At 49.0% G+C, this 20131-nt stretch carries 25 protein-coding genes; 5 read left to right on the top strand and 20 right to left on the bottom strand.

Translation table 11 applies throughout. The annotated features are described in order from the left end of the window. Positions 1-20 precede the first annotated feature (20 nt). From Mcas_RS03285 to Mcas_RS18650, 9 genes are all read right to left on the bottom strand, one after another. Positions 21-1043: a flagellin N-terminal helical domain-containing protein gene (locus tag Mcas_RS03285; protein ID WP_040334071.1), complete on the bottom strand. Its 1023-nt coding sequence runs from the start codon at positions 1041-1043 to the stop codon at positions 21-23. Further along, complete coding sequence (locus Mcas_RS17985; protein WP_156033068.1) at positions 1031-1180, bottom strand: hypothetical protein; 150 nt, start codon at positions 1178-1180, stop codon at positions 1031-1033. The genes Mcas_RS03285 and Mcas_RS17985 overlap by 13 nt, the downstream gene beginning before the upstream one ends. A 125-nt stretch (positions 1181-1305) precedes the next feature. After that, entirely contained in the window at positions 1306-2475 is a 1170-nt protein-coding gene (locus tag Mcas_RS03280) for a glycosyltransferase family protein (protein ID WP_040334070.1), read from the bottom strand. A 19-nt stretch (positions 2476-2494) separates the two neighbouring features. Beyond that, positions 2495-3058: a hypothetical protein gene (locus Mcas_RS03275; protein ID WP_040334069.1), complete on the bottom strand. Its 564-nt coding sequence runs from the start codon at positions 3056-3058 to the stop codon at positions 2495-2497. A 248-nt stretch (positions 3059-3306) separates the two neighbouring features. After that, positions 3307-4062 (bottom strand): glycosyltransferase family 2 protein, encoded by a 756-nt coding sequence (locus Mcas_RS03270; RefSeq protein WP_040334068.1) that lies wholly within the window; start codon positions 4060-4062, stop codon positions 3307-3309. Beyond that, on the bottom strand, positions 4059-5051 hold the full coding sequence (locus Mcas_RS03265) for a class I SAM-dependent methyltransferase (protein ID WP_162176245.1): 993 nt from the start codon (positions 5049-5051) through the stop codon (positions 4059-4061). Before Mcas_RS03265 ends, Mcas_RS03270 begins: the two co-directional genes overlap by 4 nt. A 14-nt stretch (positions 5052-5065) precedes the next feature. Then, the gene (locus Mcas_RS03260; protein WP_040334067.1) at positions 5066-5347 is read right to left on the bottom strand and encodes an acylphosphatase; all 282 of its coding nucleotides are present in this window, start codon (positions 5345-5347) and stop codon (positions 5066-5068) included. Positions 5348-5396: 49 nt separating this feature from the next. Beyond that, positions 5397-5681 carry a hypothetical protein gene (locus Mcas_RS03255; RefSeq protein WP_040334066.1) on the bottom strand — a complete coding sequence of 95 codons (285 nt, stop codon included), beginning with the start codon at positions 5679-5681 and terminating at the stop codon, positions 5397-5399. 38 nt (positions 5682-5719) lie between these two features. Further along, a complete protein-coding gene (locus Mcas_RS18650) occupies positions 5720-6523 on the bottom strand; it encodes a TM2 domain-containing protein (protein ID WP_052566803.1) in 804 nt (267 codons plus the stop codon). Between the two features lie 102 nt (positions 6524-6625). Between Mcas_RS18650 and Mcas_RS03235 the strand changes: the two genes are divergently transcribed. After that, positions 6626-7342, top strand: coding sequence for an LA_3696 family protein (locus Mcas_RS03235; protein ID WP_040334065.1), 717 nt, complete (start codon positions 6626-6628; stop codon positions 7340-7342). Between the two features lie 154 nt (positions 7343-7496). Then, positions 7497-7718: a type II toxin-antitoxin system HicB family antitoxin gene (locus tag Mcas_RS03230; RefSeq protein ID WP_040334064.1), complete on the top strand. Its 222-nt coding sequence runs from the start codon at positions 7497-7499 to the stop codon at positions 7716-7718. Positions 7719-7799: 81 nt separating this feature from the next. Here the strand turns inward: Mcas_RS03230 and Mcas_RS03225 are convergent, their stop codons facing one another. The 5 genes from Mcas_RS03225 to Mcas_RS03205 all read right to left on the bottom strand — a co-directional run bounded on the left by Mcas_RS03225 (position 7800) and on the right by Mcas_RS03205 (position 12363). After that, a complete protein-coding gene (locus tag Mcas_RS03225) occupies positions 7800-8780 on the bottom strand; it encodes a sulfite exporter TauE/SafE family protein (RefSeq protein WP_040334063.1) in 981 nt (326 codons plus the stop codon). Between the two features lie 135 nt (positions 8781-8915). Then, positions 8916-10214: a VWA domain-containing protein gene (locus tag Mcas_RS18645; RefSeq protein WP_200873620.1), complete on the bottom strand. Its 1299-nt coding sequence runs from the start codon at positions 10212-10214 to the stop codon at positions 8916-8918. 66 nt (positions 10215-10280) lie between these two features. Beyond that, on the bottom strand, positions 10281-10436 hold the full coding sequence (locus tag Mcas_RS18585) for a hypothetical protein (RefSeq protein ID WP_164468331.1): 156 nt from the start codon (positions 10434-10436) through the stop codon (positions 10281-10283). Positions 10437-10513: 77 nt separating this feature from the next. Then, positions 10514-10774, bottom strand: a complete 261-nt coding sequence (locus tag Mcas_RS18640) for a nucleotide-binding protein (protein ID WP_040334062.1) — start codon at positions 10772-10774, stop codon at positions 10514-10516. Between the two features lie 20 nt (positions 10775-10794). Next, positions 10795-12363 (bottom strand): HDOD domain-containing protein, encoded by a 1569-nt coding sequence (locus Mcas_RS03205; RefSeq protein WP_162176244.1) that lies wholly within the window; start codon positions 12361-12363, stop codon positions 10795-10797. A 143-nt stretch (positions 12364-12506) separates the two neighbouring features. Between Mcas_RS03205 and Mcas_RS03200 the strand changes: the two genes are divergently transcribed. Together Mcas_RS03200 and Mcas_RS03195 are read left to right on the top strand one after the other, a co-directional pair. Then, positions 12507-13040 (top strand): DUF4337 domain-containing protein, encoded by a 534-nt coding sequence (locus Mcas_RS03200; RefSeq protein ID WP_040334060.1) that lies wholly within the window; start codon positions 12507-12509, stop codon positions 13038-13040. Positions 13041-13086: 46 nt separating this feature from the next. Beyond that, on the top strand, positions 13087-13608 hold the full coding sequence (locus Mcas_RS03195; RefSeq protein ID WP_040334059.1) for a Uma2 family endonuclease: 522 nt from the start codon (positions 13087-13089) through the stop codon (positions 13606-13608). Positions 13609-13653: 45 nt separating this feature from the next. Here Mcas_RS03195 and Mcas_RS03190 read toward each other — a convergent pair whose 3' ends face one another. The 6 genes from Mcas_RS03190 to Mcas_RS03165 all read right to left on the bottom strand — a co-directional run bounded on the left by Mcas_RS03190 (position 13654) and on the right by Mcas_RS03165 (position 18502). Next, positions 13654-14400 (bottom strand): SPOR domain-containing protein, encoded by a 747-nt coding sequence (locus Mcas_RS03190; protein ID WP_040334058.1) that lies wholly within the window; start codon positions 14398-14400, stop codon positions 13654-13656. Beyond that, positions 14397-15437 carry a tRNA preQ1(34) S-adenosylmethionine ribosyltransferase-isomerase QueA gene (gene queA, locus Mcas_RS03185; protein WP_052566802.1) on the bottom strand — a complete coding sequence of 347 codons (1041 nt, stop codon included), beginning with the start codon at positions 15435-15437 and terminating at the stop codon, positions 14397-14399. Before queA ends, Mcas_RS03190 begins: the two co-directional genes overlap by 4 nt. A 53-nt stretch (positions 15438-15490) precedes the next feature. Beyond that, entirely contained in the window at positions 15491-16048 is a 558-nt protein-coding gene (locus Mcas_RS03180; RefSeq protein ID WP_040334057.1) for an epoxyqueuosine reductase QueH, read from the bottom strand. 103 nt (positions 16049-16151) lie between these two features. Beyond that, positions 16152-17243, bottom strand: coding sequence for a ComEC/Rec2 family competence protein (locus tag Mcas_RS03175; RefSeq protein ID WP_156033066.1), 1092 nt, complete (start codon positions 17241-17243; stop codon positions 16152-16154). 51 nt (positions 17244-17294) lie between these two features. Then, the gene (locus tag Mcas_RS03170; protein ID WP_040334055.1) at positions 17295-17819 is read right to left on the bottom strand and encodes a hypothetical protein; all 525 of its coding nucleotides are present in this window, start codon (positions 17817-17819) and stop codon (positions 17295-17297) included. After that, complete coding sequence (locus tag Mcas_RS03165) at positions 17816-18502, bottom strand: hypothetical protein (protein ID WP_040334054.1); 687 nt, start codon at positions 18500-18502, stop codon at positions 17816-17818. Before Mcas_RS03165 ends, Mcas_RS03170 begins: the two co-directional genes overlap by 4 nt. Positions 18503-18928: 426 nt before the next feature. Here Mcas_RS03165 and iolM point away from each other — a divergent pair, with 426 nt between their 5' ends. Next, on the top strand, positions 18929-20095 hold the full coding sequence (iolM, locus tag Mcas_RS03160) for a scyllo-inosose 3-dehydrogenase (protein WP_052566800.1): 1167 nt from the start codon (positions 18929-18931) through the stop codon (positions 20093-20095). Positions 20096-20131 lie beyond the last annotated feature (36 nt).

Genomic DNA, 20131 nt, shown 5'->3' with positions numbered 1-20131 from the left:
CATAACTATCGTAACAGTTCTTACCTCAAAAGGGCAAGTATGTTCTGTTGTTGACTGTTTGCCTGTGCCAGGACAGAGATACCAGACTGCTGTAGTATCATTGCCTTTGTCATGTTCGCTGTCTCTGCCGCAAAGTCGGCATCCATGATTCGGCTGCGTGCTGAATACGTTGTCTCGATAACGTTTTCGACATTGCGTACTATAGCCTCCATCTGGTTTGCCCTTGCACCCATTCTCGCCTTCTCCGACAGAACAAAGTTGATTGCGCCATCTACTATAGCTATCGCGTTAGACGCCCTGGACGAATAACCCGATGCTGCGGTAGAATCTGCAACATAGAGTGAAGCAGTACCGGTATAGGTGATCTTTGCACTTGTAGTGTAACTCCACGTCGGAGCCGCACCTGTACTGGTTACCCATGAGGTATCACCAATACCGTCAACTGCCGATGACGTGGCTGTGTGTATGTCCTTGAGATACATCATTGCACCATCTTTACCGGTGGCCGTAAACGTATTGCCACCAATGGCATCGGTGTTGAGCGAATTAAGAACGAGCTGCACCTGGGCATCGCTGGCGGCATAACTTACGTGCAATCTTGTAGTGAACGCACCCGTACTTGTACCGGCCAAAAGCCTCTTGTCGTTAAACTTCGTCTGCTCGGTAATTCTGCCTATCTCCTCAACCAGAGCATTAACCTCTTGCTGCATGTAAGACACATCAGTGATACCATACTGACCACTCATAGCCTGGACTGCAAGCTCTCTGACACGTTGCAGGTTGTTGGTTATCTCGTCCATTGCACCCTCTGCCGTCTGGGCTATGGAGAGACCGTCGTTAGCGTTTCTCACCGATACCGTCAGACCACGCGTCTGGGTTGTCATCCTCGTTGAAATTGCCAATCCTGCCGCATCGTCCTTGGCCGAGTTGATCCTGTAACCAGATGATAACCTCTGCATTGCCTCAGTTAAGAGCGGCTGTGTCTTTCTCAGATTCCTCTGAGCGTTTAGTGACATCACGTTTGTTTGAATTACAAATGCCATTTTTTACCTCCATGTAAATTTAATAGTAACATCTTTATATAGCTTCCCGCTATTGCCTTAGATTCAGTACCTGCTCTTAGAAAAGGTCTTGCCCCTTTCTCTCTTACCCCTCCTTCCTTAATATTAGTCTTTTCCACTTTTCTCCTAATCTGCTGCATTCACTCTATTGGTTATATTTATCGGTCATCTTTTACAAAACTTTAACCATCGTTATTATTCTTTCCCCCCCGTGCAATCCAACGGTCTGCGCAGCGACAATGTATCAGATGCGTAGCTTGCCAACCATCGCAACGATATCAGAGATGGAGGTGACAGCACGCTTGTTTTCATAACCCTGGAGCACTGCCCTTTTCAGTGTCTCCTTGTCATTTATGAAGGTCACGCCCTTTTGAAAGACCTCCTTGTCATTGAGAGGATTATAGACTATCGACAGCTTGTTATAGTTGGAGGCAAACCCCAGCGTTGACAGATACGACGGCGAAATAATCACATCGGATATCATCAGCAGGTTGCTCTTGGCATCAGACTCCATTATGAAGGAACGCCCCTTGACTCGCTTGATGGCATCCATGAACAGGTCACGGATGATATCGTCCTCGGACAGCTCCCGGATGACGAACTTACGCTTTAGCAGAAACAGCGTCTTGGGTATATTTAACGCCCCCACGACTTCGATTATCTCCCTGATGCAAAAGCGCAGGCGAGGGTGATTTATCACCAGTATGGCCAGCTCCTCCTTTGGCACCTCCACGATGGGCTCAAGCAGGAAGTCCAGGTACTTGTCCTCGACGGTGTTGACAAAGTAGGCATCACTGTCGCAGTTGAGCACAAAGGCCCGTCCCGGATCAAAGCCATAACCTTTGAGAAACTCACGCTCGTACTCTTCCTTTATGATCAGGTAGTCAACCACCTTGAAAAATATGGGCGGCGTCTGGATAACAGGGAATACCTGCAGACCAATTATTGGAATGTTTTTGTCCCTGGCATAGAAGCACACGGTTGAGTAGAATATGTCACAGTCGTTGAGCGGTGGTATCTCTATGGAGGGTATCGGCAGCAGGACCATGTCGTAGGCCGAAAGGTCTATGGCCGGATAGGTGAAGCTGGAGATGTGTCCGCGGAAGTCGTCAAAGGCCGTCACCTTGTACAGCTTCAGGTCGGTCTGGGGCAGGTGCATGTCGTAGGTGAGCTTTATGAATGTATTGACCAGAGACGGGATGTGATAGTAGTTCAGGGGCTGACTGCCAACATGTATGGCCCGTATGCCCTTGTGGTCCTTCAGCACATCGCCGGCAAAATTAAACACCGACTTGCTGTACGTGATGACATCAATTGAGTGTCCCCTGGCGGCAAGGGCCTTGGCTATAAAGACCAGTCTGCCGTTGGTGGACTGCATTTCGCCCTCTCCGAGCGGTAACAGCAATTTTGACATAAATGTACAACGTCCCTTGCTAATTCGCCCTGTTGTCGATGTCGCGCATGATGTTCAGTGCGCTTTCTATATACTGCCCGGAGGTGACCTCTTTCATCTTTAACATTGTCCCTTCGATCACCTCCTGTATCTGGACATGGTTGGGCGTGTTGGTGTAGGCAAGGGGCAGGTACACGTCAAGCATCTCCTTTATGGCTGCTTCGTTTACAAAGTCATAACCGTAGTTATAGACATCGGGCAGGTCTATCGAAATCAGATAGCCGATGATGGAGGTCAGCATATCGCCATGCTGGTGCAGCACCTTGAAGATCAGCGTGTTGAGAAAGAGAAAGTCCGCATAGAATCTCTTGAGCTTCAACCCCTCACTTATATAGTAAGAGGCCTTTGTGTAGTCGCCGTCCTCGATAGTGAACCTCGCCGACATCGCAAGTATCTTGAGATAGGCGGTATTGTCGGCTATCTTGTCCTCCGGCGGTACCTGTGACAATGCCGTCTTTAACGACAACACGGCATCCCTCCTCTGGTCCTGTCTCATGTAGGCAATCGTTGTCTCTAAATTTGCCTCGTAGTCCTTCTGTACCATAATAAACCTCCTTACATATTCATCGTTTGTGACATCATTTGCATATTATAAACCCTATTCGTATCTTGTATCCTCTTTAAAAAGCATGGTAAATTAACATCATGGTTTAAAGACATGGATTCCTGCTTTCGCAGGAATGACAGTAATAGGCGTTTTCCAATTGTGTCATTCCTGGCTTGACCAGGAATCCAAGATGCGTAACAGTATAGTTACCATAGAAATATAAAGAAGATACCCGATTCTTTATTTCAGCGCACCTTCCATGAGTTGTCAAACATTGCGTAATGTCGTTTACCGGCCTTCTGCATGAGGTACTTAAAGGACGTCTGAAGGCACCCAACACCGTACCTGACGCTGCGCGGGAAGTTTATCGAGGAGGCGTCTTCAAAATACTTTGTCGGGCAGCTTATCTCACCGATTTGGAAGCCAAAGTGTACCGCCTGCACCAGGATTTCGTTGTCAAAGACAAAGTCGTCGGAGTTGTTTTCGTAGGGAATCGTCTCAAGAACCTTACGATTAAAGGCACGAAACCCCGTGTGGTACTCGGACAGCTTTATCCCCACCGCCATGTTTTCCGCAAAGGTGAGCAACCGGTTGGAGATGTACTTGTACAGCGGCATACCGCCATCCAGTGCCCTGCCACCCAATATTCGCGACCCCAGGGCTATGTCGTAGTGACCTGAGAGGATCATCGACGCCAGGGCCGTCACAAGGCGCGGCGAGTACTGGTAGTCGGGGTGGAGCATCACGATGATATCGGCGCCACTGTCGAGCGCATTACGGTAACAGGTCTTTTGGTTGGCGCCGTAGCCCATGTTCTTCTGGTGAACAAACACCTTTAGACCCAGATTTCTTGCCACTGTAATGGTGCTGTCGCGCGAGGCGTCATCCACCACGATGCACTCATCTATGTACTCGTGCGGAAGCTCATCGTAGGTCTGCCGGAGGGTCTTTTCTGCGTTGTATGCCGGCATCACCACTGCTATTTTTTTCTCCAAAATCATAACGTTTCCTCTGTTTTATTTTTAGTGTCCTTCACCGCTATTATCTCGATAGTCCCTCCAGTCTTTGCGATGAATGACTCGTATAACGTCAGGGCGACCGAAACGGTACCAAAAAACGGCAAAAGCATAAAGTTCAGCGCAAGGGCCTCCCGGCTGACGGAGGCGAGTTCCTGTTGTCTTGCCGCAGGATTCTTTAGCAGGTTGTACAGGAGGTTTTTCTTTATTCCGGTTAGATTCAACAGGGTCTGCAACCACCCAAACGGCGAGTACTCGGCATCAAAGCGATTGACGTCCCGGACCGTCATCGACGCCTCACTGAGCAGGAGCATCAGGGAGTCTTCCGAAAAATGATACAGGTGATACGGCATGTCAAGGTGAAACCAACACCCACCTCCAACCCGTGCCTGAAGGCTTGAAAAGTTTGGCACGGCAACGATCAGACATCCCCCCTCACGGAGCAGCCGGTGGCAGGTCTTTAGCAGTTGCAGGGGGTTTGCCACGTGTTCAAGCACGTGGTTTATCGTTATGACGTCAAAGGAGGCATCCGGCAATCCCCAGTGCTGAGGGTCGCCCCACTTGCACTCGATGTTGTAGGCGTCCGCGACGTTGCACGCCGTGGCATTGTCAAACTCCACGCCGGCCACCGACCAGCCATCCTGCTTCATCACGTGCAGGAACAACCCGCGCCCGCACCCCACATCCAGCAGACTCCCACACTCCCCCGACGTTGACGCATAACGCTTGACCTTGCGCTTTCTCAGTTGCCGGAAGAGATATATGACGGCCTCAACCAAAAAGGCAAAGCGTTTGCCGTCCTTTTCCCGGTAAGCGCCGGTTTCGTACAGGGCGGCAAGCGTCTGAGGCGATGGTCGTGGCACCGTTACACCTACGCCACAGTTGCCACATACGCGCACGGTGTATTGTCCGTTGGCGGCGCTGCATCGGCCTGAGTGCTTGTCAGGCAGAGGCGTGTGGCATATTTCGCACAAGGCGTCCACTTCTGCTAAAACCTTATTCCAAATGCGGTAAATTCCCCCGTGTAGTCCATCCAGGTGACATCAACGTTTGTGACGTGCGCCCCCGGAGGGCCCTGATAGCAGTACGCAACGGCAGTGCTTACGTCCTTGCCATCCCCCTCAAGAACGGCTTCAACGCTGCCGTCGTATAGGTTGCGCACCCAGCCGTTGACCCTGTACCTCATTGCTATCTCACGCACGAAGTACCGGAAGCCAACACCCTGGACCCTGCCCTCGATCCTCAGATGTGCCTTTCTCTGTTCATCCATAACTCATACACTCCATCCTCTTAACTGTTGCATATCGGCAAGGGGGCGCTTACTCCTCTACGATTTGTCCTCTGAGGCCGTCGCTGGTGTAGACGCATACGGTGTCCATATCTCCGGTTTCTGGGTAGCACATGCAGCGGTAGGAGGCCACTTTGCCGTAGTTGTTCATTATATGGGTCCAGCCTTGCACGTAGAAGCTGCACTCGTCGTTGAAGCATACATAGAGATACGGCGTACACCAGCCCAGGCCATCGCTGAGGTTAAAGCGTGGTGTTTCCGTTTTTTTCATCTTTTGTCCACAGTATGGGCAATTGGGTGCTTCCGTTAATTTCATCTATATTCTCCTTTGTTTATCACTGTTCGTAAATAATCTCACTTGTAATTTATAAGCGGTCTGCCCTGGGCATCTTTATTTATGGTCCCCGTAAGGATGAGAATCCCCTCGACCAACCCCCAGATGGCACCTAAACCGGTGGAAAACGTAAGAAGCAACTGGGCGATGCCAATGCCCGTATAACCAAGGTAGAAGCGATGTATCCCCAGGCTGCCAAGGAATACGCCAAGTATACCGGCGATGGTCTTGTTCTTGTAAGTGTATTCTTCGGATAAATTGGCCTCTGCCACTACGATCTCCACGTCCTTACCGAGCGGTCTGCCCTGTGCATCCTTGTCAATTTTTCCAGACAGGATGAGAAAACCCTCAAGCATACCCCACAAGGCGCCAAGTCCGCAGGTCAGAAAGGTGACAGCCACCTGTATAACCCCTATGGCTGTGTAGCCAAGGTAAAAGCGATGCACCCCAAAGGCGCCGAGAAAGACGCCATACATTGCGGCAGTGGCACGATTCTTTTGGCCGGCGACAGGCGTGTCATCCCCTGCCCCGGATTCCGTCGGTAGTGGCTCTGCGTACTTGACCAGGGGGTTACCGCGTGCGTCCTTGTCGAAGAAGCCGCCATCCCACAGGATGATCCAGCCTTCAATAATCCCCCACAGCGCCCCCACTCCACAGGTCAGCAGCGTCACAAGTATCTGGGCTATGCCTATGCCCGTATAGCCGAGGTAGAAGCGATGCACCCCCAGGGCGCCAAGCGTAACGCCATAGATACCGGCGACCGTTCGATTCTTGTAGCCATCCGTTGAGCCGGCGAATGGTTCTTCCTTTGTCCTCAGTTCCATACCCTATACCTTAACATATAGGATTTACTCTTGTCACCCTGACATTTTATCTGTCAAGTTCAAAACTTGTGCTTTTTTATACACGAGTTGTATAATAAAGGCATGAGTGTAATAACGATACCACGGGTGCTGAGAGATAAGCTCGGTGAAGAAGCCACAGACGCTTTTATAAGGGTTATCAGCGATGCCGGGCTTGACACGCGCCGAGACTTGGCTACCAAAGAAGATATGTTCAGACTGGAGGCCAGTCTCAAGGAAGACATGTCCAAGTTGGAAACCATCCTCAAAGAAAGTGTCTCCAAGGTCAAGGAAGGTGTCTCTAAGGGAGAAGTCGGTCTAAAAGGAGACATCGCTAAGGTCAAGGAAGACGTTGCTAAGTTGGCAAACAATCTGTTCAAGGTAGAAGCCGGCCTCAAAGGAGAAATAGCCAAGACAGAAGCCCGTCTCAAAGAAGACATCACCAAGACAGAAGCCCGTCTCAAAGAAAGCATCGCTGAGACAAAAACCGGCCTCAAAGAAGACATCGCTAAGACAGAAGCCAGTCTCAAAGGGGAAATATCTAAGGTAAAAGAAGACATCACCAAGACAGAAGCCAGTCTCAAAGGGGAAATATCTAAGGTAAAAGAAGACATCACCAAGACAGAAGCTCGTCTCACCGAAAACATAGCTGAGACAAAAGCCGGCCTTAAGGAAGATATCTCCAAGGTCAGAGAAGGCCTTGCTCAACTTAAAGGTGAGATGGTCTTGATGAAGTGGCTTATGGGGCTTATTTTAGCTACCCTCATGTCTCTTGTCATGAAGATATTTTTCATGCACTAGCCTTTTGCCCCCTCCCGTGATGCTCAGGGGCAAGGGGAGGGGGGCGACGCTTTAGGCGATACTTGAAATTAAGGCGTATCTACTTAAAAATCTGCCAATCGACGTCGGGGACTAGGCCTACCTGCTTGGAATGAAATAAGGAAGGAGTTGTTTAATGCAAGAGGCAATAGACAGGCACTTAACTTTTAGTGTACTAATAGAGATGGATGAGGACGACTATTATGTAGCGACTGTTCCCGCCTTGAAGAGCTGTTATACACAGGCCAAAACCCTTGAAGAATTATATCCACGCATAAGAGAGGTAATAGACCTCTGCCTTGAAGAAGAGACACCTCCTCAGCTAAAATTTGTAGCATTACAGCAAGTAAATGTTTAGGCAAATATAGTGGGTAAGCTGCCTGCAATTACAGCTCCTGACAACCATGATTGATTGTGGTGCGCTACCGGGTGCTCATGCCTAAAAGAAGAACTGTGTGATGTATCTCATGGCGAGCATAACGATAAGCAGTCCGATGAGGATTTTGATGTGTTTCTGTGGGACAAACTTTTGCAGTCGTGCTCCGATGTACATGCCCGCAAAGCCGCCAAGGCCAAAGAGTCCGCCCAACATCCAGTCCGGAGTTGCGGACACCCCTGCGGTTGCCATCGGAATGAGGGTGAAAAACACCGCCCCGACAAACGACGTTATAAACGTTCCCATCAGAGCCGCCCCCGCTATCGTGTATACGGGCAGGTGAAACACGGCCACGCAGAACGGGGCAATGATCGCCCCACCACCAATGCCATATGCCCCGCCGATTACCCCGACAACAAGGGCCAGGGCAAACATACTGAGCGGGTTAAACGAAAATCGCTCCGACCAGAACTCATATTCGATCCGCCGCAAGGATATCGACACGGTCTTTATGACGGCCTCCGGCGGCAACCCTGCTGCCATGCGCCGGCTCTGTTGCTGCCTGATCTGTTCCGCCTTGAGCTTAAACTTAGCCTCCAGGGGGTTTGCGGCAGTGACAGCGGGGTCTGTCTTGTCAGGAAAAATCCCCTTTAATAGTCTGCTGCCGATATACAGCAGCACGCATCCCACAAATAGCTTAAACGGTTTGGGGTCAGGCAGATAATGCACCCGCACGTAATATCCGATAAAAACCCCCGGCAGTGTCCCCAACACCACAACCCACGTCACAGGCCAGGCCATCCGTCCTTCCTTTATGTACTGCCATACACCGCTTGGTATGGCAACGATGTTGTAGACGTGGTTGGTCCCGCTGACCGATGGCGCCGTATACCCCAGGACGCTCATCTGAAACGGCAATAGCAAAAACGCCCCCGACACACCCCCCATCGACGTGAAAACCGATATCACCATCGCTACCAAAGGCGGCAACAGTACGTTGGTCTCTACCCCCGATACCGGAAATACAACGCTCAATAGTTCCATTACCGACATTATAGCAGATTTCGATGGATTAAATACAACAGACGTGGCATTTTTATGGGGTCAAGGGGACTGGTCCCCTTGCGGGGGGTTCTGAAGGGGGGCGGAGCCGCCCCTTTCTTTCTTTGTATCGCATGCTTAGAACAGTCCTTTGCCCTTGGCAAGTTTTAGCCATAACGGGAATTCTGCCAGGAGTCTGTCGTAGAGTTCGTCGTCAGAGATTGCGTCAAGGTCGTTGAGTTTGAAGAAGTTTGCGTTGTCAATGAAACGCCCCGGCATGGTATCCAAACGCTCCAGAAAGCTGAATGTGGACTTGCCGATGCCAACAAACTGCCAGAAGATGGCTTCTTTTGAGGCATCCGTGATGGCGCTTTCCGTGTCGTTTTTGTCGCCGTTGTCGCCGTCGGTCACAAACAGGACGTAGGCCGGCTCTTGCGGGAGCGGCTTTTTGCCGACAAGACTGCCCCAGAAGCCGGGTGTGGTGGTGTACTTTTTGGTTATACGTCGTATGACACCGGCATAGCTGGTTGCCCCCCATATTTTGCCCTGGAATTTCTTGAGTATTGCGTTTTCGACAAAGCCATAGAACTTGGACTGATGCAGCTCTCCCACCTCGTGGTCCCTGTGGTCGAAGATAAAGATATCGATGGCGCCGTTGTCGTCGAACTTCACGGCCAGGGCAAGCAGTCGCTCACACGCCCTCTGCACCACGCCGTTGTCAAACAGATGCTCCATCGAAGCTGAGACGTCTATTGCCATGGCCACCCTGGCCCTCTGTTGGTCGAGTCCGGCACGGGCAATAGCGGTATCGGCCTTCTTTCGGAGTTCCAGGAATCGCTTGACGGCCTTGATCTCCTCCGGACTCTTGGAGGATATGACAAGCGACATCGCCCCCGGGATGGTACGCTGCAACGAGGGCAGGTCGAGGATGTTGTTTTCGTTGATGAGCTTGGCGCCGATAAAGGATGTGTTGTCGATCCTGGCAATGACGGCGCACGTGCCGGTTTGTGTGGAGTTCAGCGGGACGGCGACGGTTTCGCCCTTGTCGCTGGTGATGCTGACAGAGGCGTCGTAGTTGCTGAAGGAGGTTGGATTATTCTTGAGGGCATCGGTGAAGTTGACGGCGCATATGTAGACCTCGGCCATGTCATCGAGCCTTGTGATGCGGATGGTTTCTTCGTTGTCCCCGCCCCGGGCGCCAACACCGGCATCGGCGCTCAGTGCAATGAACGGGAAGCCGTTGAGGTCGCCCATGGAGCCACCCTCGTAGTTGGAGGAGAACACCCCGCCGGTTCTGCCGTCCTTTGCCCTGTAGAAGGCCATCATGTCCAGGTCAACTGTGGCGCTCCACGTCAGAGCAATCTTCAACTGTTTGACCTCTATGTAGGCCTCATCACCCTTTGCACTGAGTACGGTCTTTGCCTTGAGTTCTGCCATGTCTGTTGCCTCCTTATTTGGTGTGGTATACAACAGGCGTCGTGCCTGAATTATGTTACTATTGTGTCATTTTTTGTCGTCCTTGGGTTTATCGTCTTTTATGGTGATATCCTGCGAGAATTCGTTACACCGCAGCATCTGTCCCGAAACGGTGAACTTCTTCTTGCAGTGCTCACGCCACGCACATATGGCACATATACTCTGTGTCTCAGTCAATGTCAAACACCCTCCTTTGCTGTATATTCTATTTTATATTTTTAATATCAGGTTATCAGTTTTTTGGGATGTATTGCACAAATTTAATGATGCTTTGGGTTGTTGTTCCATGGAGCGAAATAATGACTCAATCCTGGTGCTTCCAAATCCCAATCAATACACAGCACGCGATAGCCCCATTTAGACAGCAGGACACTGACATTGGCGAGGATAAAACTGCGTCCTACCCCGCCCTTATACGAATAGAATGTTATGACCATACCGCTGCTCATTTTGACCTTGGCCTTGGCATGGGCAACTTTTTTGCCTTGGGTAGTTTTGGGGGGACTGATGACGCCGGACATGCCTCCCTCACCGTATGGCATTACATTGAGTGTTTGATGGCCAACATGGCTTGATTTCGGAGCGTCTTGACGTATCTGAGGCGCTTGGGATGCAGTGCCTTGGGATCAACACTTACCCAGTCGCCATAGATTAGCGCTATCGGGGCCTTGCGCAGCGTGATCGGAATCACTATAAACGTGTTGGCATTAAACACTGTGCGCAACCACGTGGGTATACACGACTGCACCTCCACGTCATGGACGTTGTTGATCAGGACGATTGAGTCTCTGCTCAGGGATATGTTAAAGACGTCTTCGGAGGTCTTTTCAACCTGGAACCGAAACCCCTTAACCAGCTTGTCTATGCTCTGGCCAAAACCAAAGCGACCTTCCATGTAAGGTTCCTTAGGACTTCTGATGCTGATGACAACACGCGTAAACTCCATTCCGCGGTACAAGACCTCAAGGATCATTCGCAATATGTCATTTAGCGAAAAGCTCTCAAGCAGGGCATTGGCTATTTCCAGTATGCCCTTGGCAAGCACGTCCTCCGGGGTCATGACCTCGGAGCTTTCATCCTCGCCGTCAAGCAGACCGTCAAGTATCTGCATCGGGCTTCTTGCACCAGGCTCGGCATGTTTTTTACCCTTGCCTGCCGCATCCTGACCCTTTACTACAAACTCCAGGTTCTGCAGGAAGTGGCTGTGTCCCATGCTCAGATTGAAGTTGTCACAGTAGGACTTTACCTCGTTAAATGAGGCTTCTATCACATCGGTTATCATCTTCTCATCGGAGGTGAAGCAGGTATCAAAGCGATGTTTAAAGGTATCCAGGGCCTTTTTCCAATCTTCGGAATTGGGCTTTGTCTTGTTTATCAGCTCACACAGTTTGTTGGAGAACAGGACAAGACACCTGATGGTTTCCAGGTCGGTCTTGGGTTTGGTGAGCTTGTATAGTGGTATCTTGTGCATACAGTGGACAATGTTATCGGAGAAGTTCCAGTGTTTGGCAACCTCCATGCCGACGGTATCGTATGTGGCATTTATGACCGATGGTGCCGTCTCATCTTCGGTGGCGTTTTGGTTAACGGCAAGGTCTTTTATCTTTCTCTGCTCATCGGGCAGATAAAACCTGGTCAGCAGTTTTCCAAGGTCATGAAACATCGAGCAGATAAAAGCCTCCTCTACGTCCTGGACACCTAGCTTCTTACCCATCTCCTTTGCTATTACGCCACTCATAAAGGACATCACAAAAGATTCCCTCAGCTCCATGGCCAGGGCCTTGTTCTTTATTTGTTCAAAGAGCAGCAGCGACAACGCCGCATCCCTTACGTGGTGAAATCCAAGTATGTAGACGGCACGGGAGACCGTGGTGATCCTTCCGGCCCCGTGGTACTTGATATAGGCGGCTGTGTTGACCATCCTCAGCAGCTTGTTGGACAGGGCGAAGTCATCCAGGATGGTGTTGGTCAGTTCCGTTACCGAGGCATCGCTGCCGGCTGCGGTCTGCTTGCTCACAAGCGTGATTGTCCGCGACATGGCAGGGAATTCCCTGTGTGCATTTATTATGTCCAACAAACGCACTACTATGGGTATTTTCTTTATTGTCATTTTGTCCGTCATAACAACGATTACAGTTTAACATGTCTGTAGATATAAAGTAAACATAATTCTTATTCGCAAGTTATTTTTTTCTTTACGGGGCATGTGCAGCATTATTGCCGGATATGTTATAATGATATCACGGTAGCACTATGGCAGAAGAAAAAAAAGAACCCTGGTTAAATTACCTTGCACTTTCTACGGTCGTACTGGCCGTGTGTGCCACACTTTCAACGTTTAAGGGTGGGGGTTTTTCGACCCTCTCCGTCCTGACACAGTCTCAGGCATCAGACCAATGGGCGTATTATCAGGCAAAGAGCGTTAAACAATACCTCTACGAAACACAGAAGGAGCGCATAGAAATCGATCTCTCGGAAAAACGGCAAACACTCCCTGACGGCCTCGTCCAAGACTATGAAAAGAGGATAACCACCTACGACCAAAAGATCAAAAAGTACATCGAGGAAAAAAACAAGATAGAAAAAGATGCAAGAGACCTTGAGGCTATCAGAGACAACGCCAGGAGTCATTCAAAGGCCTTTGGCATGGCTGTGATATTCCTGCAGGTTGCAATACTGTTGTCGTCCATTTCGGCGCTATTGAAAAAGAAGCCGTTATGGATAGCCGGGATGCTGGTAGGCAGTATTGGGGTCTTCTATTTCGTAAGAGGTTGGTTAATGCCTTGACGGGGTATATTTGACAGGACACAATCTTTTATGACAGGATACGCATATGGAAACACAGGCAACAGACAGAGATATTGACCTGACAGAGATAATTAATGGGGTGGAAGTTATGGGGCCTAGTCCGTTTGGCAGGCATCAGGATGTTAGCTGGAATTTAAACGACATAATAAGCCGGCACATAAAGATACATAAATCCGGCAAGGTGTACTATGCACCACTTGACGTCATCCTCAAAGAGGGCGAGCAAAGATTACAGCCTGACTTGTTGTTTATCAGGAAAGAGAACATGTCTATTTTTCAGGATTGGGTCAGGGGGGTGCCTGATATGGTGTGTGAGATAGTCTCCAGGGGGACCATTGGCAAGGATACTATTACCAAGAGGGATATATACGAGCGCTACAGAGTGCCTGAGTATTGGATTGTCATACCGGATTTTCAGACCATTGAGATACTCACCATTGAAGGAGACAAGTACAAGATATTCTCCGAAGCTACAGATGAGGGCATAGTAAAGTCCAAGGTCATTGAGGGGCTGGAGATAGACATTAAGGATGTGTTCCAAGAGTAGCGAAACAGCCAACCGATACCGGGCTGCCTGCAATCGTTGTTGCCCCTATTGGTTTTCGCCCTTGATAAAGCCTGTAATGCCTTTTTTGTTTAACCGTGAGAGTGTTGCAATGGCCTCGTCCTTGGAGTTGGCGTAGTCGAGTCTGACCTTATACAGCGTCATGCCCTCCTTGATGGGATGTTTGGAGACGTTGGAATCAAACCCCTTCTGCTTTAACTCCTCCTGCAACCTCATGGCCTCACCGAGGCTCTTAAACGCCCCCACCTGGATGATGTAACGCTCTTTGCCGGGTGCATGTGTCTGTTTGGTTGGCGTCTTGGGTTCATGGGTCACGACCTGGAGTTGTTGATGCGGAGGCTCTGTCGGTTTGATTGCAGGTTTTGCAACGACCGGGGGAGCAGTGGGTTTTGCAACGGTCTTCTGGGGATGTGGAGTGGGTGTTGTAACGGGTGCAGTCTGCTCCGGTTCCTGGGGGGCCTGGTCCTCAACCGGCTGGTCAAGGGGGAAGTCCTTGGCTGCTTTCTTGTTCAGGTTCTCGACCGGTTGTGTGTCAGGGGCGACGGATGGGGCAGGTGTAGTGGTAAACAGATTTATCGGCGGCTGTGGCTTGTTGCCGGCCATCATCTCCGGGGTGCAGGTCGTTGAGGTATTGGTGAGCGCCGCTTTGTCGGAGAGTTTTTTCCCCGCAAAGAAACCAACCACAAAGCTGAATGACGAAAACACTATCATCATCACGATCAATAACCCCTTGCCCTCCATAAAGCTATGGCTGAACTTGTCAAACGTACTCATATAATAAGCATAGCATCACCGTAGGAGAGAAATCTATACCCCCTGGCAACGGCCTCCCTGTAGGCGTTTAAAATGTGCCCTCTGCCGGCAAAGGCGCAGGCCAGCACCAGCGTCGTTGAACGCGGCATGTGCAGGTTGGTCAGCAGGGCATCCGCCGCCTTAAAGGCAAACCCCGGTGTTATGAATATATCCGTAGCGCCACGTATGACGCCGTTGATACGCTCCTCCTCAGTCAGCCGATACCGGCCTGCCATATAGGCCTCCACTGCCCGTGTCGTTGTGGTGCCGACGACGATGATGCGATTGCCCCTGCCCTTGACCTGCCGTATCTGTTGAGCCAGGTGAGCGTCGATTTCAAAGTGTTCCTCGTCCATTTTGTGTGCCATAAGGTCATCGGTGGTGATCGGTCTGAACGTTCCGATGCCGACGTGCAGGGTGATGGGCTTTATGGTGACGCCCTTGTCCCTGATGCCTTGCAGGATGGCCTCGGTAAAGTGCAGTCCTGCCGTGGGGGCGGCTATGGAGCCGGCGGCCCTGGCGTAGACGGTCTGGTATCGTTCCCGGTCGATGCCGCCTGAGGGACGCTCTATGTAGGGGGGCAATGGCATCTGGCCGGTCTGCCAGAGTTTGTCGCTTAGGGTGCTGCCACTCAGCATCCCGGTGCCGTCGTAAAACACCGCCGTCAAACCCGAAGAGACCTCGGCATGGAAGTCATCCCCTATGCGGAGACTGCCTGTGTACCTGCCCTTGGAGAGTATCCGGCAACCACCGGTCTCAAGCTCCCTTACGATTACGATATCACGCACCTTGCCGGATTCGTCCGTGCCCGTCAGACGCACTGGCAACACCTTGGTGTCGTTCAGGAGCAGCAGGTCGCCGCTGTTGAGGTAGTCACCCAGTTGTTCAAAGCGTCTGTGTTGGATGCTGCCATCGCGACCAAGCACCAGCAGGCGAGAGTCCTGCCGACGTTGGCAAGGCTCCTGCGCTATTAGCTCCCTCGGAAGCTCATATGTGTAGTCTTCTGTCTTTATGACCACCTTTGTGTCCGTAGCGACCGTCCTATTTGTTCCATGCTATCCCATGTTGTCCCTTATCCACCTGGCACAACGATACCGGTGGCCTTTTTGCGGTATCGCTCCATCTCCGAGTATATGCACCCGCAATACTTCTGTCGGTACAGGGACAGTGCCTTGGACATCCCGATGCCCTCCTTCCAACCCTTGCGAAAGTCCTCGATGTAGAATTCTACGTCATAGCTTACTTGCATCAATCTCCCTACCTCCAGTATTGTATCATATCTCTGATATATGCTGTAAAGTAGGGTGGTGGAGAAGGCATCGTAGCCGTCTTGTCTTGCCTTTTGGGCGGTATCCTGGAGCCTCACCGTGTAGCAGTACATACAGCGGTCGTTTTCCTTGTTTACTACGTTTCTTATGAAGTCTACCAGGCCGTAGTGGTTATTGTAGTGTATGTTGAGATTCCAGGCCGACTGAAGGGTCTTGAGTGCGTCCAACCTTGCCATGTACTCAGTCAGGGGATGTATGTTGGGGTTAAACCACAGGCCATCGACTTCTATGCCGCGTTGAGTCATCGTCGTTATCGGGTAGAGGGCGCAGTTGGCACAGCATATGTGCAGCAGGGTCTTCATCGTGGCACGTCTTTACTGGTCATACTGTCTATTATGCCATAAACAACTAAAAAAGTCTGAGGGAGGGCAAATCCCTAAAGGGCAATCGCAAATCATGCACTTATCAAAGCAATACAGCAGGCGCTACAGCACGGGTTTCTGTTATATTGCCGTAAAGATCAAATCGAATTCTAAGAAGACCTGGAGTCTTAGATTTATTTAGAACCTTTATATTTCTAACACATGATTTAAAAACCTGGATGATATCTCTTTTATAATGTTTATTCAATTGATCATCAAATTGAACGGCAGAGACTATTCCCAAACTCTCACAATATTTATTTATTGTGCCAACCTCTTCCCCATCAGGTAATCTGTTACTACCGTAATAAAAGGGACAGATGAACGCATAAGGTTTCTTTTTAGAAGAATGTTCATCCCATGCAAATTCATGGAACCCATTTTTTGAGCCATGATGCGAGACCTTAACAAAATTGGCCCACAACGGAATATCACGATTAGATAAAACACCAATCCAGCCATTCTTATGAACTGCTGTTCCGGTTTCAAGATCACTTCCTAAGATTATCTGTAACTCTCCAATTTTTAGTAACAATGCAACCGATATTACATTATGTAAAGTATCATCTAACTCATGTACTGGTAAGCCTGGTTCAGGTATTGCCTTAAACAATTTATCAGTATACAAGTCTATACTGATTGCATTTGGTGATAGCGCCGTCATTGAAATGTCCGTGCTACCGTAATCTTTAATCAGGACATTTCTTTTATCAAAAACACTTGTCATCTCACTCAAATATCGTAAAGTTGCCCCACCATTTTTTATAATATCAACAGCTTTAAACACTTTCACAAGATTATCCATATTAGCTCCTGCAATTGTTTTTTTTGCAGTATACTTTTTCAACTCTCTCACTCCCTTACCTGCATATAGGCAGACCTTTGAGATATGTCCTGTATAATGCTTCAAGATAACGTCAAACCCCATATAATGATCCTCGTGAGGATGAGTTAGTATCATGAAAGATAAATTCTCAGGTGGTGTCTGTAATTCAGTAAGATAGGCAAGAGGAGGGACTATTTTACTTCCATTATCAGTTTCCATGATGCAGGAGTCAATTACTCCCCAGCCAATACCAGGGACGTGCATTACGATAGATTCTCCGTACCCCGTACCAAATACTGTAACCTCCAATTCATTATCTTTGGGTGGTGTAAGACAATCTATAGGAAAGTTGGGCATGAATTAATTAATTTCAGGATCGTCAGGGAATAACTCTCGATATTTTTCTGCTGCCTTTTTGCCATCATTCTTCTGCCAGATGTATGGAGGCTTAAACTCAAATTTAAACTCCATCTTAGGACTTCCATACCCATGTATTTGAGATATATAATATATAAATGTTGCGTTAGGATACAACGTTAATTTTTTATCGTCATCATCATCAAAAGCAGCATCAATACTGAATTCAGCAATAAGTTCCACTTTGTTTTTTATGTCTTTTAAAGATGCTTCGAAATACCCGTCTTTCTCATTTATCCTTATAACTTTTCCTATACACCAAAATTTTATTGTCTCTCTCTCTCTTTTAGTCCTTTGACTTTGGTTATAAGAATGTGGTGTTCTATCTCTATTTTCAAAGTTGGAGTCCGTTTTATTGTGTCTATGTATTATATCTTCCGTAGATGTGGTTCTCTCATGTTTTTGTTGAAGATCGACTAATAAATCATTAAAGTAATATTGCTCTCTTATTCTTTCAGTATTCATCATGTGATGTATTTTCCTAAAAGAGATTGAAGTATCCTTACCGTATACGCTAAACTGGAATCGTAATTGTTTGCTACAATATCGACAGCCTTGTTTGCACTAATAGATTCGTCCTTTTCAATATTTGAATGAAAATTTATTTGATAATCAATCATATAATCTTTAGCCAGTGAACTGTCAACTTTAAAACTGATTATTCTTGTATCTTCTTTTATAATGATGTTACTACCAACATTATAGTTATCTCCAAAAATACTGCCTAAGTCATTCTTCATAAATATAGATTTCAAAACTGTATCGGCCTTTTTTTTCACCTCAAGCGATCCGACAAAATTTATACCAACGGCATCTATTGGAGTATGTTCCAGTATAGAGAAAGTTTTTATAACAACTTCCTTCATAGTATCAAAAGAACCTCTTTCCTTAGTTTCACAAGAGAAACTATTATTAATTACTTTAAAACTCAATGATTGAAAGTTAAGCTGCGTTATTGCGTTGGTAACATATATTGCTGGATGCTTTACAATAGCACCTGAACCATCTTTAAGCTCTACTATTTCCGGACAATGTCCCTTTGCCCATTGGGTATCCTGAAGCGGCAATATCTTGTATCTTTCAAACCACTCAGGATGAAAGATCATAGGGATAAAACTTCCCAATAAAACTATTGAACTTGTGTCAACCATATCTAAGCCTTTATTATATCTTAATGCGAATAGAAATAGCAAGTACAATTTGGCAATGGTTGCATAAATTCTTAGTGGATAACAAGTGGTAATAAAAATGCATATAAAGGGGTCAAGGGGTCAGCGACTCCCGGCATAAAAGGGGGCTGGCCCCCCTATTCTTTTATCTTCCAACCAAATGCGATTGGCCTGTACCAAGGGTTGACTTTAGTGTGGAAATTGCGTTAATATTGAAAGATTAAAGACAATGGGCTGTAATCTCTTAAAGACTGAGCAGATGCTGCATGACCAGGCAATATTGGTCATTTTTTATATGGAGTTGAATTACATTACAACACATCAGGAGTACATCAGGGAGGGGGCAAGTGGACTGGCCACCTTGCAGCGGAGGTCTTGAGGATAGCGCGGTGATGTTAAGGATATAGTGTGAAGGCTTTAGTAGCAGACGGCCAGTGGCTACCCAGGGCGGACTATCCGGTAAGCGCCGTGGAGCGCCAACAGCGGCGGGCCGTCATTGGCAGCAAGGTCTGGCGTTATCCGACCTTTGAGGTCTGCGACGTGCTGGAGCCGGAGATCGATGACGACGAACTGCTTATCCGCGTTAGGAGTTGCGGCATCTGCGGGTCAGACCTGCACCTCTATGAGCAGGATGACGACGGCTACGTCCTCTTCTCCGGCCCAGTGAAACTACCTTGTATCATCGGACACGAGTACACGGGCGTGGTGCAACGTATTGGCAAACGGGTCACAAATTTCAGGGTAGGGCAGTGCGTGGCCGTAGAGAGCATCTACTGGTGTGGGGTATGTGTGGCCTGCAAAAGCGGTGCCTTTAACCAGTGCAAGAGCGTCGAACTGGTCGGCATCACGCGCAATGGCGCGATGGCAGAATTCGTCGCCGCAAAGGAACGCCATTGCTGGGACATAGATTGCCTTGCACTCAGGTACGACGGGCAGGAACTCTTCGACGTGGGGGCGCTGATCGAACCCATCGGGTGTGCGTATAACGGGATGTTTGTCAGCGGTGGTGGGTTTAAACCGGGGGCTACGGTAGTAGTCTACGGGGTGGGACCCATCGGGCTTGCAGCCGTTGCCCTGGCTCAACTGGCAGGGGCGGATATGATCATCGCCTTTGACTGCATCGACTCCAGGCTGGAGATAGCCACGACACTGGGCGCCGACTACACCTTCAACGTCAACTCCCTGAGCGACAACAACGTCACCGCTGCACAACAGGTCATGAATCTCACCCAAGGGGCAGGGGCTGAGGTGCAAGTTGAGGCAGCCGGAGCTGCGGCATATACTATTGCACAGATGCAGCAGTGTGTAGCAACCAACGGAAAGGTAATATATCTGGGCAGGGCCGCCTCAACGGCAACACTGACCCTGGACAGGCTAGTCACCGAGGCAAACAGCATCATCGGCAGTAGGGGACACGCAGGAGGCGGCATCTACCACTACGTAATAAGGCTACTGGCATCGGGAAGACTAAACGTCGGCCCCATAATCACCGCCAGATACCCGTTTAAGGATGTCCTGAGCGCATTTAAAAAATCCACGGACAGACAAGACGGCAAGTGCATGATTGCCATATAAATATATATGAATGAATATATAAACTTAGGTGTAACT

Source organism: Candidatus Magnetobacterium casense (assembly GCF_000714715.1).
Taxonomy (GTDB): Bacteria; Nitrospirota; Thermodesulfovibrionia; order Thermodesulfovibrionales; family Magnetobacteriaceae; genus Magnetobacterium; species Magnetobacterium casense.
Note: the sequence above shows the minus strand (reverse complement) of the source record. Positions and strands in the feature narration are given on the sequence as shown.

Excerpts from the sequence above, each read along its gene's own strand:
- Mcas_RS03285 (WP_040334071.1), bottom strand. The coding sequence starts at position 1,043 with ATGGCATTTGTAATTCAAACAAACGTGATGTCACTAAACGCTCAGAGG.
- Mcas_RS03280 (WP_040334070.1), bottom strand. The coding sequence starts at position 2,475 with ATGTCAAAATTGCTGTTACCGCTCGGAGAGGGCGAAATGCAGTCCACC.
- Mcas_RS03275 (WP_040334069.1), bottom strand. The coding sequence starts at position 3,058 with ATGGTACAGAAGGACTACGAGGCAAATTTAGAGACAACGATTGCCTAC.
- Mcas_RS03270 (WP_040334068.1), bottom strand. The coding sequence starts at position 4,062 with ATGATTTTGGAGAAAAAAATAGCAGTGGTGATGCCGGCATACAACGCA.
- Mcas_RS03260 (WP_040334067.1), bottom strand. The coding sequence starts at position 5,347 with ATGGATGAACAGAGAAAGGCACATCTGAGGATCGAGGGCAGGGTCCAG.
- Mcas_RS03255 (WP_040334066.1), bottom strand. The coding sequence starts at position 5,681 with ATGAAATTAACGGAAGCACCCAATTGCCCATACTGTGGACAAAAGATG.
- Mcas_RS18650 (WP_052566803.1), bottom strand. The coding sequence starts at position 6,523 with ATGGAACTGAGGACAAAGGAAGAACCATTCGCCGGCTCAACGGATGGC.
- Mcas_RS03235 (WP_040334065.1), top strand. The coding sequence starts at position 6,626 with ATGAGTGTAATAACGATACCACGGGTGCTGAGAGATAAGCTCGGTGAA.
- Mcas_RS03230 (WP_040334064.1), top strand. The coding sequence starts at position 7,497 with ATGCAAGAGGCAATAGACAGGCACTTAACTTTTAGTGTACTAATAGAG.
- Mcas_RS03225 (WP_040334063.1), bottom strand. The coding sequence starts at position 8,780 with ATGGAACTATTGAGCGTTGTATTTCCGGTATCGGGGGTAGAGACCAAC.
- Mcas_RS18645 (WP_200873620.1), bottom strand. The coding sequence starts at position 10,214 with ATGGCAGAACTCAAGGCAAAGACCGTACTCAGTGCAAAGGGTGATGAG.
- Mcas_RS18640 (WP_040334062.1), bottom strand. The coding sequence starts at position 10,774 with ATGTCCGGCGTCATCAGTCCCCCCAAAACTACCCAAGGCAAAAAAGTT.
- Mcas_RS03205 (WP_162176244.1), bottom strand. The coding sequence starts at position 12,363 with ATGACAATAAAGAAAATACCCATAGTAGTGCGTTTGTTGGACATAATA.
- Mcas_RS03200 (WP_040334060.1), top strand. The coding sequence starts at position 12,507 with ATGGCAGAAGAAAAAAAAGAACCCTGGTTAAATTACCTTGCACTTTCT.
- Mcas_RS03195 (WP_040334059.1), top strand. The coding sequence starts at position 13,087 with ATGGAAACACAGGCAACAGACAGAGATATTGACCTGACAGAGATAATT.
- Mcas_RS03190 (WP_040334058.1), bottom strand. The coding sequence starts at position 14,400 with ATGAGTACGTTTGACAAGTTCAGCCATAGCTTTATGGAGGGCAAGGGG.
- Mcas_RS03180 (WP_040334057.1), bottom strand. The coding sequence starts at position 16,048 with ATGAAGACCCTGCTGCACATATGCTGTGCCAACTGCGCCCTCTACCCG.
- Mcas_RS03170 (WP_040334055.1), bottom strand. The coding sequence starts at position 17,819 with ATGATGAATACTGAAAGAATAAGAGAGCAATATTACTTTAATGATTTA.
- Mcas_RS03165 (WP_040334054.1), bottom strand. The coding sequence starts at position 18,502 with ATGGTTGACACAAGTTCAATAGTTTTATTGGGAAGTTTTATCCCTATG.